The sequence below is a fragment of the Chryseobacterium luquanense genome, assembly GCF_026460945.1.
GTDB classification, from domain to species: domain Bacteria; phylum Bacteroidota; class Bacteroidia; order Flavobacteriales; family Weeksellaceae; genus Chryseobacterium; species Chryseobacterium luquanense.
The window spans coordinates 110,092-126,591 of sequence record NZ_JAOVZV010000010.1 but is presented as its reverse complement, the minus strand read 5'-3'; the positions used below and the strand labels follow the sequence as shown (position 1 = coordinate 126,591).

Annotated in this window: 15 protein-coding genes; 4 read left to right on the top strand and 11 right to left on the bottom strand. The window is 33.5% G+C overall.

Annotated features, from left to right (window positions below):
* Positions 1-56: 56 nt before the first annotated feature.
* From OEA66_RS10745 to OEA66_RS10730, 4 genes are all read right to left on the bottom strand, one after another.
* Positions 57-1,325, bottom strand: a complete 1,269-nt coding sequence (locus OEA66_RS10745) for an alpha-amylase family glycosyl hydrolase (RefSeq protein ID WP_267281367.1) — start codon at positions 1,323-1,325, stop codon at positions 57-59.
* A 146-nt stretch (positions 1,326-1,471) separates the two neighbouring features.
* Positions 1,472-2,068, bottom strand: a complete 597-nt coding sequence (locus OEA66_RS10740; RefSeq protein WP_267281366.1) for an IS1096 element passenger TnpR family protein — start codon at positions 2,066-2,068, stop codon at positions 1,472-1,474.
* A 132-nt stretch (positions 2,069-2,200) separates the two neighbouring features.
* Positions 2,201-3,232, bottom strand: a complete 1,032-nt coding sequence (locus OEA66_RS10735; protein ID WP_267281365.1) for a sensor histidine kinase — start codon at positions 3,230-3,232, stop codon at positions 2,201-2,203.
* Between the two features lie 45 nt (positions 3,233-3,277).
* The gene (locus OEA66_RS10730; RefSeq protein WP_267266776.1) at positions 3,278-3,955 is read right to left on the bottom strand and encodes a response regulator; all 678 of its coding nucleotides are present in this window, start codon (positions 3,953-3,955) and stop codon (positions 3,278-3,280) included.
* 187 nt (positions 3,956-4,142) lie between these two features.
* Here OEA66_RS10730 and OEA66_RS10725 point away from each other — a divergent pair, with 187 nt between their 5' ends.
* From OEA66_RS10725 to OEA66_RS10715, 3 genes are all read left to right on the top strand, one after another.
* Positions 4,143-6,716: a TonB-dependent receptor domain-containing protein gene (locus OEA66_RS10725; RefSeq protein ID WP_267281364.1), complete on the top strand. Its 2,574-nt coding sequence runs from the start codon at positions 4,143-4,145 to the stop codon at positions 6,714-6,716.
* A 30-nt stretch (positions 6,717-6,746) separates the two neighbouring features.
* A complete protein-coding gene (locus OEA66_RS10720) occupies positions 6,747-7,907 on the top strand; it encodes a beta-helix domain-containing protein (protein ID WP_267281363.1) in 1,161 nt (386 codons plus the stop codon).
* 206 nt (positions 7,908-8,113) lie between these two features.
* Positions 8,114-9,283: a beta-helix domain-containing protein gene (locus OEA66_RS10715; RefSeq protein ID WP_267281362.1), complete on the top strand. Its 1,170-nt coding sequence runs from the start codon at positions 8,114-8,116 to the stop codon at positions 9,281-9,283.
* A gap of 68 nt (positions 9,284-9,351) precedes the next feature.
* Here OEA66_RS10715 and OEA66_RS10710 read toward each other — a convergent pair whose 3' ends face one another.
* The 7 genes from OEA66_RS10710 to OEA66_RS10680 form a co-directional block, all read right to left on the bottom strand.
* On the bottom strand, positions 9,352-10,197 hold the full coding sequence (locus OEA66_RS10710) for a helix-turn-helix domain-containing protein (RefSeq protein ID WP_267281361.1): 846 nt from the start codon (positions 10,195-10,197) through the stop codon (positions 9,352-9,354).
* Positions 10,198-10,269: 72 nt separating this feature from the next.
* The gene (locus tag OEA66_RS10705) at positions 10,270-10,932 is read right to left on the bottom strand and encodes an ankyrin repeat domain-containing protein (protein WP_267281360.1); all 663 of its coding nucleotides are present in this window, start codon (positions 10,930-10,932) and stop codon (positions 10,270-10,272) included.
* 15 nt (positions 10,933-10,947) lie between these two features.
* A complete protein-coding gene (locus OEA66_RS10700; protein WP_267281359.1) occupies positions 10,948-12,279 on the bottom strand; it encodes an amidohydrolase in 1,332 nt (443 codons plus the stop codon).
* A 221-nt stretch (positions 12,280-12,500) separates the two neighbouring features.
* Positions 12,501-13,784: a glutamate-1-semialdehyde 2,1-aminomutase gene (gene hemL, locus OEA66_RS10695; RefSeq protein ID WP_267281358.1), complete on the bottom strand. Its 1,284-nt coding sequence runs from the start codon at positions 13,782-13,784 to the stop codon at positions 12,501-12,503.
* A 79-nt stretch (positions 13,785-13,863) separates the two neighbouring features.
* Positions 13,864-14,922, bottom strand: coding sequence for a glucosaminidase domain-containing protein (locus OEA66_RS10690; protein ID WP_267281357.1), 1,059 nt, complete (start codon positions 14,920-14,922; stop codon positions 13,864-13,866).
* A 67-nt stretch (positions 14,923-14,989) separates the two neighbouring features.
* Positions 14,990-15,895, bottom strand: coding sequence for a 1-aminocyclopropane-1-carboxylate deaminase/D-cysteine desulfhydrase (locus OEA66_RS10685; protein WP_267281356.1), 906 nt, complete (start codon positions 15,893-15,895; stop codon positions 14,990-14,992).
* A 61-nt stretch (positions 15,896-15,956) separates the two neighbouring features.
* Entirely contained in the window at positions 15,957-16,286 is a 330-nt protein-coding gene (locus tag OEA66_RS10680) for a hypothetical protein (RefSeq protein WP_267281355.1), read from the bottom strand.
* A gap of 31 nt (positions 16,287-16,317) precedes the next feature.
* Between OEA66_RS10680 and OEA66_RS10675 the strand changes: the two genes are divergently transcribed.
* Positions 16,318-16,500 carry a C1orf53 family protein gene (locus OEA66_RS10675; RefSeq protein WP_267267232.1) on the top strand — a complete coding sequence of 61 codons (183 nt, stop codon included), beginning with the start codon at positions 16,318-16,320 and terminating at the stop codon, positions 16,498-16,500.

The window sequence follows — 16,500 nt, the reverse complement described above, 5'->3', positions numbered from 1 at the left end:
AAGTTATATTTTTTGATTTAATCTTAAAAGATTTTCTTTACATAACTTTTTTAAATTTATTTTTCAAAAACAGCATAATCGGAAACTTTGAAACTGAAATTCTTATTATTACTGAAATCTCTTTTCTTCTTATCATAAACGTTTTTAAAAACTCCTGATACATTTTCATCTTCAATGGTAAACTCAACATTTTCTTTTGAAAAATTGAGTACTACTAAAACTTCATCCCATTTATTCTTTCTAATGTAAGCGAAAATTTTATCGTTCGAAGAGGTATTTAACAGATAAGTAACAATATTTGAATCGCCGCCTCTTAAAGCTGGATTTGAAGATTTTAAATCTAATAAAGTTTTATAAAAATCAGCCATCTCACAATTATTTGTCCATTCTATTGGGTCTTTTTCAAAAAATTCTAATCTTTTTACATTGGGAAGTTCCTGTCCTGAATACAATAATGGAATTCCGTTCCAGGTTGCAGAAAATATTGCCATAGGTTTTGTAATATCACCGTACTTTTCATATTCTGTTCCATTCCAAGAATTTTCGTCATGATTGGTTGTAAACCAGGCTCTCATTGAAGAATCTCCAATTTGAGAATATTTTTTGAGTAAATCTACAAGTTCGCTAATCGGTTCATTATTTTTATAAAAATCAGCTGATTTGTGCATCCATTTCCAAGAATAGCTTGCATCGAAAACTTTCCCATATTCCGGACTTTCCAATTCATCAAATTCACCAATCCAAAAAAGAGGTTTTATTTTTTCAACCTCCGGTCTTGCTTCCTGCCAAAAATCAACTTCAACCCAAGAAGCCAAATCACATCTGAAACCGTCGATATCTGTTTTTTCAATCCAAAATTTCATTGCATCAATCATTTTTTGACGCATTTCTTTATTTTGGTAATCCAGTTCGATGATGTCATCCATTCCGGAAGCCATTTTGAAAGTGTCGTTTTCTTGTAAATAAAACTCAGGATTGGTTTTCGTCCAAACATGATCCCAACCTGTGTGATTGGCAACCCAATCAATAATTACTTTTAAGCCTAATCGATGCGCTTTATTGACCAGATGTATAAAATCATCCATCGTTCCGAATTCAGGATTGATTGATGTGAAATCCGAAGATGCATAAGGACTTCCCAGACTTCCTTTTTTATTTTGCTGTGCAATCGGAGTAATTGGCATAAACCACAAGGTTTTTACGCCCATGTTTTTCAGTCGTGGCATTTCTTTTTCAAATGCTCTGAAAGTGCCTTCTTTGGTATATTGTCTTACGTTGACTTCGTATATATTGGTGGTATGTTTCCAATCTTGAGGTAAATCCATATTCATTTTCATTTTAAAATTTAATAAACATTTCTGTTTAGTAAATCAGTTTAACTAAGAACTTAATTACAAAAATAAGGAATTGAGTTTTAAATTTAATTGAAACAAAAAACCCTGAATTTTTAGTTCAGGGTTATATTTAATTTTTATCTTTCGTTGTCATCGTCTTCATCATCGAAAACGTCGTCGTTGTAGTCATCTTCCTCCTCATCATCAAAATCATCATCTTCATCTACAAAACTACTGCTTCCTCCAAAATCATCCTCAAAAGTAAAATCGTCATCCATTAGAGGCATTGCTGATTTTTTGTTTTTTGATCCTGCAGCGCTTCCGCTTTTGCTTGGAGCTTTTAGTGGTGCGTTTCCAAATCTGTATGCAGTAAGCGGATAATTCACCCCTTTTGTTTCTTCTACCACTTCTACAAGCTCGCAGAAAAATTCCCAAAGATCAAGCAATCCATATTGGAATTGAGCTTTGTCACCTGCAGATTCGAAGGCTTCATCGATGTAAACATCTGACATAATTTCGCCATCACCATCATCACTCATATCTTCAAGAGGTACGCTTTTTACGACAGTACCGTCTTCTTCGAGAAGATTAAAAGTAGACAACTCATCTCCACTAAGATTGAATGCACTTTTTATTCCCAAATGTAAGTTCCAGAGTGTTTGTTTTCCTTTGATTTCTACATCGCGGAAAATATCTTCTTTCGTATCTAATATTACACGGATCTTATAAACCATATCAGTTTTTCAATTACTTTTTGCCTTTATTTATTATGATAAATTCTTGATGCAAATATATAATAAATGAGATTTCACAAAAAAATATTTAATGATTTTTTAGAAACTTTTTTTTTCTTACATTCCGCAAAATCATTTACTTTTTTCGAGCATAAAACTGAATTTTGTCCCTTCAAGGTAGACACTTTCTACAGTAATATTTTCATTATGTGCCTCCAGAATGTGCTTTACAATGGCAAGTCCCAAACCGGAACCACCCTGTCTTCGGCTTCTGCTGGTTTCTACACGGTAAAATCTTTCAAAAATTCTTGGTAAAAGTTCGGCTTTTATTCCCATTCCGTTATCGATAACTTCGATAAGAACTTTATTTCTGAGAACACTTGTCTTCACCACCACTTTTGCCTCCTGTCTGTTGGCGTAATGAATGGCATTTGAAATTAAATTAATAAAAACCTGAGAAACTTTCTGTTTATCTGCTTCCACAAAAATCTGACTGTGTAAAGTCTGAAGCTGAAGAACTGTATTGTTTTTTTCGGCTTCCAAATCTAGAAGATCAAATATTTCTTTAATTAAAATATTAACATCAAATTTTGAAACCGTAAGATTAATTTCTCCTGCTTCCAAACGGTTGATCATATCGAGATCATTTACGATGGCAATCAATCTTTCAACGGAAATTCCTATTCGCTCTAAATATTTATCACGAATCGTCATATTATCTACTCCACCATCAACCAAAGTTTCAACGTATCCCTGAATAGAAAAAAGCGGAGTTTTGAGTTCGTGTGAAACGTTTCCGATATATTCTTTACGGTAACTTTCCATTTCTTTCATCATATCCATCTCTGTCACTTGCTGCTGATTGAAATCTGAAAATCTTTCACCCAATTCTTTCAGCGTAATGTTATTCTGATCGCTGTAAACAATTTCTTCGGGAAGAATTTTTGAGATTTTGATAACTTGTTTTTTAGCATAATAATTAAACAGCAGTTCTAAAACTACATAATTAATGATAAACATAAAAACAATACATAGAAAAAGACCTATCTTAAATTGAGAGGAGTTGTAATATATATCTTTTAGCGAGTCAAAAATAATCACTAAAACGAGCATCACCAAAGTAAGCAAACATGATGATACTAAAGTAAGTCTGTAAAATTTCAATTTTACAAAATTTTGGGGTTGAATGTAAAGTTAGGAATTCTAAAATTAAACAATCAGTTTATATCCGATTCCTTTTAAAGTCTGAATAGTGTTGATTCCAAGTTTTTCTCTCAGTCTACGGATGTGTACGTCAATTGTTCTTTCACCAACAATTACGTCATTTCCCCAAACTTTTTCAAGAATCTCTTCTCTTTTGAAAACTTTTTCAGTGTTTGAAGCTAAAAGATACAATAAATCGAACTCTTTTTTAGGCAACAAAAACTGCTGACCGCTTTTTGAAACTCGGAAGTTATCTTTATCAATCACCAAATCTCCGATTTCAATTAATTTAGCATTATCAGAAACCTGAGAAGTCAACTGAAGCAATGCGTTTACTTTAGAAATAAGAATTTTCGGTTTGATAAGCTTCACAATGTAATCGTTTGCTCCTGCCTGAAAACCAGCCAGCTGAGAAAACTCTTCACTTCTCGCAGAAAGAAAAACAATAAGAGATTTTTGCAATTCTTTTATTTTTCTAAGTTCCTGACAAGTTTCGATACCGTCTTTTTCGGGCATCATTACATCTAATAAGATCAAATCGGGAATAATTTCTTTGGCTTTATCTATACCTTCGTTACCATTTGTAGCGGTATAAATGTCGTAACCTTCTTTTTCCAGATTGTAAGACAGAATCTCTAAAATATCGAGTTCGTCGTCTATTAGAAGAATTTTCTTTTGGTTCATTTTCAATTTTTACGGTTCAAAGTTAACAATTTTTGAATGACGGATTAACACAAAGGTTATCGTTCACATAAAGTTAACAATAATATCGGTTTCGTAATATTTAGTTAAGAAAAATTTAAATTTCCCTAAACCATTTACCCGACTAAACTTTTCTTCCTTTGCACCGAAAGTAATTAGTAAAAAAGAAATGAATTTTAGAAAACTGAGTATCGCTGCATTATTCCTTACGACATCTGGAACTTTAATGTACGCTCAAGAAAAAAATGACACCTTAAAAAGCGAAAAGAAAATTGAGGGAGTTGTAATTCAAGGAACTACAAAAAAAGGTAGTGAATCTAATATCATCAGTGTACAGAGAAAGTCTGTTGAGGTAATCGAAAGAGTTGGATCTGTACAGTTAGAAAAACAAGGAGTTGGTGACGTATCTGTTGCCGTAACCAAAGCAACAGGATCACAAAAGCAAGAAGGAAGCGGACAAATCTTCATCCGTGGTCTAGGTGATCGTAACAACTCTACAACAATTAACGGACTTCAGGTTCCATCAAACGATCCTTTATACAAAAACATTGATTTAAGTATCATTAAAACTGATATGATCGATTTCATCGGTTTGGAGAAAGTATACAACCCAAAACTTTGGGGAGATATGTCTGGAGCAAACGTTGACATTGTAACTAAAGTTTACACAGGAAAGCCTTATTTTAAAATTAATTTAGGATCTTCTGTTAATTTTAACGCAGTTCAGAAGAATAATTATTTCTTGCAGGACGGACCAAGTTATTTTGGTTTTGCTAAATTAGAACAGCCTTCTAAAAATGCCGTTGCAAATAAAGGATATGTTTTTAATACATCTTGGAAAGATCAGGAAGTAAACAATCCTTTCAACTCAAACTTAAGTTTTGACTTTGGAACCAATTTCAAAGTTGGAAGCCAAGGAAAACTAAGTATTTTCGGGTACGGAGGTTTTGATAATAGCTACGAATATTTCAATGGAATCACGGGAGGTACATATAGTGCACAAGATGATGCTCTTAGAATATATACTCAAGCAGAAGAATTTAAATATACTACTAATACAACTGGCTTAGTAAATATTAATTACAAGATTAATCCTAATCATCAAATTAATCTATCATCAAATTACATCCATACTTCCGAACAGAAATTAGGAAATTTCTCAGGATATAACAGGGATTATTATGACAATGATGTTAATCAGGTAAGATACACAACTCAGCTAAGAAGAGCTACAACCCGTATCAACGATTTATTGGTGAACCAATTAAGAGGTGAGCATACTTTGTCTGAGCCATTGAAATTATCTTGGAATGTAGGTTATAATAGATTAGACAGCAGAAGACCAGACAGACAACAGAATGTAACTGTTTTTGACAAACAGCAAAACTATAGTTTCTTCGCAAGTAGTAATCCGGGAGCAAACAACAGATATTATGATCAGCTTTTGGAGAATGATTTTGTAGGTGATATTCATGCAGATTACAAATTAGGAGAAAACTCAAAAATTACATTAGGATATAGTGGAAGATATAAAGACAGTGATTTCAAAGCAACACAGTATAACTTTAGAATTTTACCAGTACAGGGAAGTTACTTTGTTGATCCTAAAAATTATGACACATTCTTTAATCTTGCTAATTATCAGTCCGGAGTTTTCTTTGATGTCGTAACTTTTAGAGGTGATGTGAAATACTCTCCGGAGCAAGCATTAATTCCACAAACATTTACTTCCGAAATGACTAATAATGCAGGTTATGTAAATGTAGATTACAAGTTCAGCGATAAGTTTACAGCACAGGTTGGAGTACGATATGAAAATCTAATGCAGAAACTTAAATACAATACTGCAATTCAGGAAGGAAAACAAGACAGAGATTATAATAAAATTTTACCGGCTTTCAACTTGAAATATAGCTTGAATGATAAACATAATTTAAGATTAGCGGGATCTAAAACTTATACTTCCCCATTATTACTTGAAATTGCGCCTTTCGAATATGAAGATATTGAAGAAAGCACATTGGGTAACCAATCAAACTATCTTGCAGATAACTACAATGTAGATTTAAAATGGGAATGGTTTCCAAGTAAAAATGAGTTAGTATCATTATCAGCATTTGGAAAATACATCCAAAATCCTCTTGCAAGAGTAACCATCAATTCATCATCAAACTCAACTTCTGTAATGAATGTAGGAGACACAGGAAGAGTATATGGAGTGGAAGCAGAAATCAGAAAAGACATTTACAGTGCAGGAAACACAAGATTATACGCATTCTTGAACGGTACTTATTTGAATACTGAACAAGAACTTGACAACGACAAAGTTGCTAAAGAAAATTCAGGACCTGGACAATCTAACTACTCTACTAACTTCAATGTTACAAAAGATAAGATGCAGGGTGCTTCAGATTTCTTAGCCAATGCAAATATTGGTTTAGAGCAGAAATGGGGTAACAAAAACTCAATGGACTTAGTTGTTTCATACTCTTATATCTCAGATAATATTTACTCTTTAGGTACACAAAACAGAGGGAATATGGTAGATAAGGCATTCAGTACATTAGATGCTACTTTGAAATTTAAATTATCAAACGGAATGGGCTTCTCTTTCACAGGAAGAAACCTAATCAATCCTTATTTCACAAGAGTTCAAGATAATCTATTAACAGGAAACGAACTTGCAGCAAAAAAATATAAAAGAGGAACAGCTGTAGGAGCAAGTATTTCTTACGAATTCTAAATTAAAAAATAAATATAAAAATATTTTAAAATGAAAAAGAACACTTTAAAATTATTAGCTGCAGCATTTATTATGTCGACAACAGCTGTAGTATTCCATTCTTGTAGCGATAATGATGATGAAGAAATCATCGCTACAGGTATCGCTTCTGATCCTAACAACTTTAAGGGAGAAGTAAAATCTGGTGAAACAGTAACTTTAGATCCAACAAAAGTTTATAAACTTACAGGTGCTGTTGCTGTAAAAGCTGGTGGTACATTAGTAATCCCTGCAGGAACAAGAATTGAAGCTTCAGGTGGTACTTCTGCTTATATTACAGTAGAACAAGATGGTAAAATCTATGCAAACGGCACAGCTTCTTCTCCAATTGTAATGACTTCACCAAACCCTACACCAGGAAGCTGGGGAGGTTTAGTAATCTGTGGTAAAGCTCCTATCAATAAAGGAACTACTGCAACTGCTGAAGTTGGTAACGCAACATACGGAGGAACTAATGTTTCTGATAATTCAGGAATCTTAAAATTCGTAAGAATTGAATATGCAGGTGCAATCTTTACAGGTGATAAAGAATTCAACGGTCTTTCTCTTTTCGGAGTTGGTAACGGAACTACAATTGATAACGTTTCTTTAATCAACGGATCTGATGACGGTATCGAATTTTTCGGCGGAACAGTAAACGTATCAAACATCGTTTCTGTTGCTAACGAAGATGATGCTTTCGACTGGACTGAAGGTTGGAACGGAACTGCAACAAACATTTACACAAAAAGAAGAGCAAACGGTGTTGGTAACAGAGGTATCGAAGCTGACAACAACTCTTTAGACAACAATGCAAATCCAAGATCTAACCCTACCATTAAAAATGCAACTTTCATCGGAGGTACAACAGGTGAAGCTGATGCGTTAAAATTAAGAGTTGGTACTTATGGTACTTTTGATAACTTAGTGTTATCTAACTGGACTACTGGTATCAATGTAGAACATGATGCTTCTGTAGCTTATTTCAATGGTGGTAACAAAATCACTAACGTTAAATTTGATACAAACGTTGCTACTAAAGCTTCTGCTAAAAATACAGCAGGTGCAACCATAACAATCTTAGCAAACACTTATTCAGAAAATGCTTCTGCAACTGGTGCAGGAAATGGAATAAACACTCCAACTTGGGCTACAGGTTGGGCTGGATTGTAAGAATTTAAGTAATTAGTTTCTTCATATCAAATTGAAAACCACGCTCGGAAATTATTTCCGCGCGTGGTTCTTTTTATAGACATTTAACGTTAAATATTAATTCATCTGATTCTGAATTGGGAAACTTAGCAGAAAAATAGTAATTTGGTCTTCTCATTCAAAATAGATTCATAAAAATACCGTTGAAAGAGAATAATCCGACAATTATGAAGAAAAATCACTTTAAAATAATCATTGCAACTTTCATGATAGGATCATCATTTACTATTTATTCTTGCAGTAAAGACGATGACACATTTCCAACAATAGAAATCGTAGGAATAGCCCAAGATCCCAATAATTTTAAAGGTGATATTTCAAACGGACAAGTTGTAACGCTTGATCCTATGAAAATGTATAAACTCAATGGTATTGTTAAAGTAAAAAGTGGCGGAACTCTGGTTATTCCTGCAGGAACAAAAATTACAGCAACAACAGGTGCTGCATCTTATGTTTTAGTAGAACAAGGTGGAAAAATTTACGCCAACGGAACGGCTGGTTCTCCGGTGCTATTTACATCAGAAACAACTGTAGCTGGGAATTGGGGCGGAATCGTAATTTGTGGAAAAGCACCTATCAACACAGGAAGTTCCAGTTCATCAGAAATAGGAAATTCACCTTATGGAGGTTCAGAAACAACGGATAATTCGGGAGCATTAAATTATGTAAGGATTGAATATGCTGGAGCCGAATTTGTTGCCGGTAAAAAATTCAACGGATTATCTCTTTTCGGAGTTGGAAATGAAACAAGAGTTGAAAGCGTTGCTCTTTTAAATAATGCCGATGACGGAATTGAAATTTATGGTGGAACAGTCAACGTTTCAAATGTTGTTTCGACCGGAAATACCAACAATGCGTTCAGTTTTAAAGACGGATGGATTGGAACGGCAACAGGAATTTACACCAAAAGAAAAGCAGATGGCACAGGAAATAACGGAATTAAAGGCATTAATAATACTACAAATCCCGGTGCTTCTCCTCAATCAAACGTTGCCTTCAAAAACGTCACTGTAATTGGAGGAAATGATACAGGAGAAACTAATGGTATCTGGTTATCTTCAGGAGTTCATGCAACAATTGAAAATGCTGTAATTTCGAGCTTTAAAACCGGTATTAATTTACAAAGTGATGCAACTGTTACTTATTTTAACGGTCAAAGCAAAATTAAAGATATACTCTTTAACTCAAATATAACTACTAAAATTTCGGCTACTTCATCAGCGGGAACAGCTGTAACAATTTTAGCCAATACTTTTACTGAAAATATAGCCTCAACGGGCGCCGTAAATGGAGAATTGACTCCAACTTGGGCAATTGGTTGGTCTGGATTACAATAATTTAGATGAGTTTAATCTTAATAATAAAGTTCCTGAGAAATATTTCTTAGGAATTTTGGTTTAAATCCTTATTCCTTGAATTGAGAAGGTGTCATTCCCGTATGAGATTTGAAAAATTTTGAGAAGCTTGCCTGATCGTAAAATCCTAAATCAAAAACAATATCTTTTACCGACATTTTAGAAACTTTTAAAAGGCGTTTGGCTTCCAATAAAATTCTGTCCTGAATCAATGATGAAGCTGATGAATTGATACTTTTTTTACAGATAATATTTAAATAATTTGGAGAAATATTGAGTTTTTCAGCATAAAAAGAAACCGAACGCTCTTCTTTAAAATATTCATCAACTAGATTTAAAAACTTTGTAAAAACAGGATTTGAATGATACTGTTGATCATTATTAAATATAAATTCAACCGCTTTACTAATTAATAATCCAATAATTTCGCTTCTCTTTAAAATAATTTCCCAAAAGATATTTTCTTCTTTTAAGCTTTTCTGAATTGCTTTAAACTCATATAAAACAGAATTGAAAATGCTTCCAGAAAGGTCAATAACCGGATGATTCTGATAAAATGACTGTGAAAATCTAAAAGTAGGAACTAAAACTTCAAACCAATTTCTGCTAATCATCAATTGATAGCCCAAAGTTCCTTTCTGGATATACCATTGATGAACCTGATCGGGAAAAACCAGATGAATCTGATGATTTTTCACTTCATAATCTACAAAATCGATGGTGTGACTTCCTTTTCCTTGCTCAAAAATATTAATTATAAAAAAATCGTGCTTATGAGGATGATCAATCGAGCGCTCACCAAAAAGTTCGTTGAACAATAAATTACTGCTCAATGATTGGTCTTTACGAAAATCCTGAATTCCCAAAACCGGAAAGTGATCAGACTGCTGATTCATCCCTAATGATTTTCGTCTAAATTAATAAAATTTAATCTAGAAAATCATTTTTCAGAAACAACTTTTATGTCTTTAAGATTCTAAAACTTTAACAATTTCATCAAAACCCAATAGTTTTGCGTGTTGCAAAGTTGTAACTCCATCTTTATCGGCGATATCTTTAGCACCTCTGCTTTTTAAAATCTGAACAATTTGCTGATATTTAAAACTTCCGTCACCGAGAATTACAGCTTCCATTAAAGCTGTCCAACCCAACCGATTTACATGATTAATCGGAAAACCTAATATATTTGTTAAAACTTTCACGGTTTCCACATGACCTCTTTCACAAGCAGGAATTAAAGCCGTTCCATTGTATCGATTAAAAATATCAAATCGTGCTCCGTTTTTCAGAAATAACTTTACCAATTCTGCCTGTCCGTTTGCGCCTGCGTACAAAAACGGACTGTCCAATTGTTGATCCTGCAAATTCACATCAGCTTTATATTCTACCAAAAGTTTGGCAATTTTTACCTTTTTTCCAACCGCAGCAAGAAGCAGCAAAGACCGTCCTCTAGAATCTTTTGTATTTACATCGGCTCCGTTTTCCAAAGCCATTCTTACACCTTCTACATCATTGCTTTTTACAAGCTCAATTACATTCCTCTCTAAAACCATATTTTCTTTTGAAGGCTGAGATAAGTTTTTTCCACATGCATTTAAACTAATAAACAATAGAAAAATTAAAACTTTCATCACCTAATATTTTAATTAAAACACTACATTCCCTTTATAAATAAGGGATTCGACATTTGAAATTCTCGAAACGGCTTCTGCTGAGCAACTTGCATTCAACAAAACCAAATCTGCATCATCACCAATTTTAGGCCATTGTTGAATTCCTTTATCGTCCAAAGGAAGTAAATTTGCTGTCGCCATTCTTAAACTTCTTGAAAGCAAAAATTCTGTTGACTGACCGTACAATTGTGCATAAAGATTTGCTTTTTCTAAAACACTTCCGGTTCCGAAAGTATTCCAATGGTCAACAATACTGTCATTTCCTGTATAAACAGTTACGCCATGCTTTTGCAAAGTTGGAAGCGGCATAATCAGATTTCCAAAAGGAATGGTCGAAACAATTCCGACCTGCGCATTTCCTAATTTCTCTGCAATTTCTTCCTGTTTTGTTTTATCTAATTTTCCTAAGACAAAACAATGGCTCAAAAACGTTTTTCCTTTCAGTAAAGGATTTTCGTTGACTTTATCAATTAAATATTCTACCGTTTTCAAACCGGATTCGCCTGTTTCATGTAAGTGAATATCAATCCCTTTTTGATGGTCTAAAGCCAGTTGTACCGTAAAATCAATGGTCTTTTCAATCGCTCCGTCAATCGAAAAAGGATCTACTCCACCGATGAAATCAATATTCATCTGAGCTGCTTCTTTCAGATAAGGAACAGAATTTTTATAAAAAACGCCATGCTGCGGAAAAGCAACAATTTCAGCACCGAAACTTTTCTTTTTATGATCTAAAGCTTTCTGTAAATTTTTCAGAGAATCTAATTTGGAAGTCGTCTCAATATTCACATGACTCCTTGCAAAAGCTGTTCCTTTTGACTGAAGCAACTCAATCATTTTTTCGGCTTTAAAAGTTGAGTTTTTAAGAATTTCGGGCATGATTTGTTCTTCCAAAGCAATCATTCCTTTTACTCCACCTTTTCTTTTTCTTACAGCTTGCCATTTGTCGCCGTAAAAAGTTTTATCCAAATGAATATGCATATCTCTGAAAGCCGGAAGCATCAAAAATCCTTTTGCATCGACTGCTTTAGCTTTCGGATTATTTGGAGCTATTTTTGAAATTTTTCCGTTTTCGATTTCTACTAAAAACAAATCTGTTTTTGTTGAAACCACTTCGTCTTCTTCATATTCAAAACCGGTTTCAAGACGGACATTTTTTAAAATTAATTTTCCGTTTTCTGATAAAAATTTATCTTCAGAAACCGCATTTGCACTCATCATTGTAGGCGTTAAAGAAATTCCAGCCATTGCTAAAGCAGAGTTTTTAAGAAAATCTTTTCGTGAGATATTATTTAGCCTTTCCATAATCAATTTCTATGATACAAAATTAATAAGAAGGAAAATCTTAGAATTGTATGGTTTATTACATTGCTTGTACGAATTATGCTCTTGAAGCCATTAAAGAAAAATGTAAAACATTAATATTTGAGCTTATTTGTGAGGAATATTTGTGAAATTTGTGTCTAAATGAACAAAAAAGGACGAAGTTTAAACCTCATCCTTTTAAAATTTATATTTTGATTTTTTTAAGAATACTGAAATTTTCTCACCGCTTCTAAAGTCATATCAATTTCTTTATCTTTAATTGCATCACTGATGAAATACGTTTCATAACCACTTGGCGGAAGGTAAATTCCGTTCATTAACATTTGATGAAAGAAGTTATTGAATAATGAATGATTCGCATTCTGCGCCTCATCAAAATTAGAAACTGCATTGATATGGAAAAAAACCGACATCATCGATCCTTTTCTGTTAATTCGGTGTGCAATTCCTTTTTCACTTAAAATTTTCCCGATTTCAAAGTCTAAAATTTCAGTAGTTTTGGCTAATCTGTTGAAAAATTCAGGGTCGTTTTTAATGATTTGCAAAGTTTTCAAACCTGCTCTCATTGCCAAAGGATTTCCGCTCAAGGTTCCCGCCTGATAAACGCCACCTTTTGGAGCCAAATGGTCCATAATTTCATTTCTTCCGGCAAAAGCTCCAACAGGAAGTCCGCCTCCGATTACTTTTCCGTAAGTTACCAAATCTGCTTTCACATTATACAATTCCTGCGCTCCGCCAAAAGCCAATCTGAAACCTGTCATTACTTCATCAAAAATCAATAAAGCTCCGTTTTCGTCACAGATTTTTCTTAATTTTTGAAGAAATTCATTTTCTGGAAGAACACAACCCATATTTCCGGCAACAGGCTCGATAATTACCGCTGCAATTTCTCCTTGATTATGTCTGAACAAATCTTCAACTTGTTCAAAATCATTATATCTTGCCAACAAAGTATCTTTTGCTGTTCCTTGAGTTACTCCGGGAGAATTTGGATTTCCAAAAGTTGCTGCACCACTTCCCGCTTTAATCAAAAACGAGTCTGAATGACCGTGATAACAGCCTTCAAATTTTATAAATTTATCTCTTCCGGTAAAACCTCTTGCCAATCTGATAGCGCTCATACAAGCTTCTGTTCCTGAAGAAACCATTCTGATTTGGTCGATATTCGGAACATTTTCTGTAATGAATTTTGCGATTTCTGTTTCTAGCTCAGTTGGAGCACCGAAAGAAAAGCCTTTTTCCGCTTGAATTTTTAGTTCTTCCAAAACTTCGGGATGTGTATGTCCCAAAATTGCAGGGCCCCATGAATTGATGTAATCGATATATGAATTATCATCTGCATCAGTAAGATAAGCACCTTTCGCCGATTTCATAAAAACAGGAACTCCGCCCACCGATTTAAAGGCACGAACCGGAGAATTTACTCCTCCTGGAATATATTTGTAAGCTTCATCAAATAAAGCTGAACTTCTTTGGTATTTCATTTTGTTAGTTGACAGTTGTTAGTACTTAGTTGATAGACTATGTTTTCCAATAACTATCAACCAAAACCCAACAACCAATTTAGTTTCTAGGTTTTTTATCAATCAAATATATAAGCTGCCCTGTTAAAGGTTTTTGACCTTCATCCATTCTGTTTTTTGCATATAATTTGTGTAGTTTAATTCCAAATTTCTGTGCGATATCATACATATCTTCACCAGATTCGGCTTTGTAAGTAGGTGTATTACCTTCGGAATTTTTAGACTCAAGAAAGATGACCTCATTTTTTGCAATGGCTGTTCCTTCCAGTTCATTCCATTTTACCAGTTTGCTTTCGCTGATCTTGAATTTTTTAGCAATATATTGTACATCAGTATCTTCAGGAACAACAATATATTTTAAACCACCGTTTGGATGACTTTTAATTAAAATCGAATTAAGAATTTCTGCTTTGGTTTTAATTCGCTCAACTCTTTGCTGTTGCTGTGCATAAGAAGTCGCTTTGTAAGGAACTTTTACCGTTACAGGAGTTGTAGTCTTTTTCATTGCTTTTGCCGGCTCCATTCTTGCCATGAAAGTACGGTCGTCTTTCAAATCAGGATATTTTTTCAGAATAGCATATAGAACTTCTTTAGAATCAACCTCATCAAATTCATACAATTTATATCTTTCGATTTTTCCAATAAGAATTGATGCATAACGAGGGTTTGTAGCATAACCTGCTTTTTTTAAACCATGAGCCCAAGCTTTGTAATCTTTCATATCAAGGTCAAAAAGTTTGGTGTAATATTTTCTTGTTGCCAAAAATATCGAGTGATCTTCGTAAGATTGTTTGGGGTCGTCATATACACGGAAACACTCATTCGGAGCATCATCGGTGTGCTTCATTGTTTTTCCTGTCCAGTCTTCTTTACATTTAATTCCGAAATGATTTTTCCCTTCCTGAGCTAAACGGCTTTGACCGCCTCCCGTTTCCAAAAGTCCTTGTGCAAGCGTAATTGAAGCCGGAATTTTGTATTTTTCCATTTCTTCAACAGCATATTGCGCAAATTTTTGGATGTACTGATCTTCTGTAGCCCAAGTCTGAGCTGAGAATTTTGATAAAACTAAAAGGCTAATTAGTAAGAAAAGTCTTTTCATGTTTTGATTTTTTGAATAAGTAAACACCCATCAAATAATTTGAGTAAGTGTTTTTTACTTTTTATTTTTATAGTATTAAATTTCTGTTCTGCTTTTCTAAAAGCATATTGGCTCCTTCTATTCCCTGCAAACCTCCTGTGTGAAAACATAATATTTTGCTTCCTTCAGGAAAATAATCGTCATCAATCATTTCAAAAATTTTCTGCATCATTTTTCCTGTGTAGATCGGTTCTAAAGGAATATCAAAATTGCTTTTAAAATTATTGATAAAACGGACATTTTCATCATTTATTTTACCGTAACCGCCAAAAGCAGCATCGGTTAGATGAAAATTTCTTTTCGAGGTTAATTCTGAAATTTTGCTTTCCAAAGAAGAATCGTCAACTACTTTAAAACCTATAACATTCTGATTCTCTTCACAAAACTCTGAAATTCCCGCTAAAGTTCCTCCGGTTCCAACTGCAGTGCAAAGATAATCAAAATCTTTTGTATCGTTATTCAGCATCATTTTTACTCCCTTAACTGCATTTTTATTGGTTCCTCCTTCCGGAATAATCAATGCTTCTGGAAATTCATATTGTAAAAACTCGGTTAGTTTTTCTTTGTGACGATATTCTTCACGGGTAACAAATTTTAAATTCATTCCGTTTCTTTTGGCAAAAACTAAAGTAGGATTATGAGTCCATTTTTTTTCAAGCTCTTCTCCGCGAATGATTCCTAAAGTTTTCACTTGCGCTAAATTTCCTGTCGCCGAAACTGCAGAAATATGATTAGAAAAAGCTCCGCCAAATGTAATGATTAAAGGATTTTCTGGTTGAGTTTCTAAGTAATTATTAATATTATAAAAAAGTTTCCAATATTTATTTCCAGAAATTTGTGTATGTACCAAATCTTCTCTTTTGATGAAGAGTTTTACATTTTTTTGAATCGGAATTTCCTGAATCGGGATATTTTCTGATGGACTTTTTAACATTACAGGCTGAAACTATGTTGCAAAATTAATGTTTTCAATTATTTTAATAATATTTTAATTTCTATCTCATAAACTTTCGGAATGCCCAGAATTTTCTTTTTTTAAGATAATTTAAATCATGTTCCATCGCATAAGCTTCTCGTTCGAAAGATATTGATTTATAGGCTTGGTAAGGATTTTTCAGTTTAAAAAGATGATAATAATATTCTGCAATATAAAGGATGTAAAAGAAAATTATCAGTAACTCTAATTGCTGTTTGATATGAATTTTTTCATGATTAATCAAGACTCTATTCTTCTTATCTTCAGGATTTTTGATGAAAATAAAAGGATAGAGCGTAATGCCGTTTATTTTTGTATTTTTGAGGAGCTTTTGGCACACAATTATCATGATAACAAATATAAAAGTTTTGATTTAACTTATGGCTCTTTTTGAAATCAAAGAGGGTGAAGACTTTTACTTCAACGAGCAAGGTTACAAAGTTTTTACCGAAAAATTCCATCTTAAACGTGGACATTGCTGTAAAAGCGGTTGCAAACACTGTCCTTACGGATATGATAAAAAGACTGACACATTTATAAAAACCAATAAAAAAGATAAATAA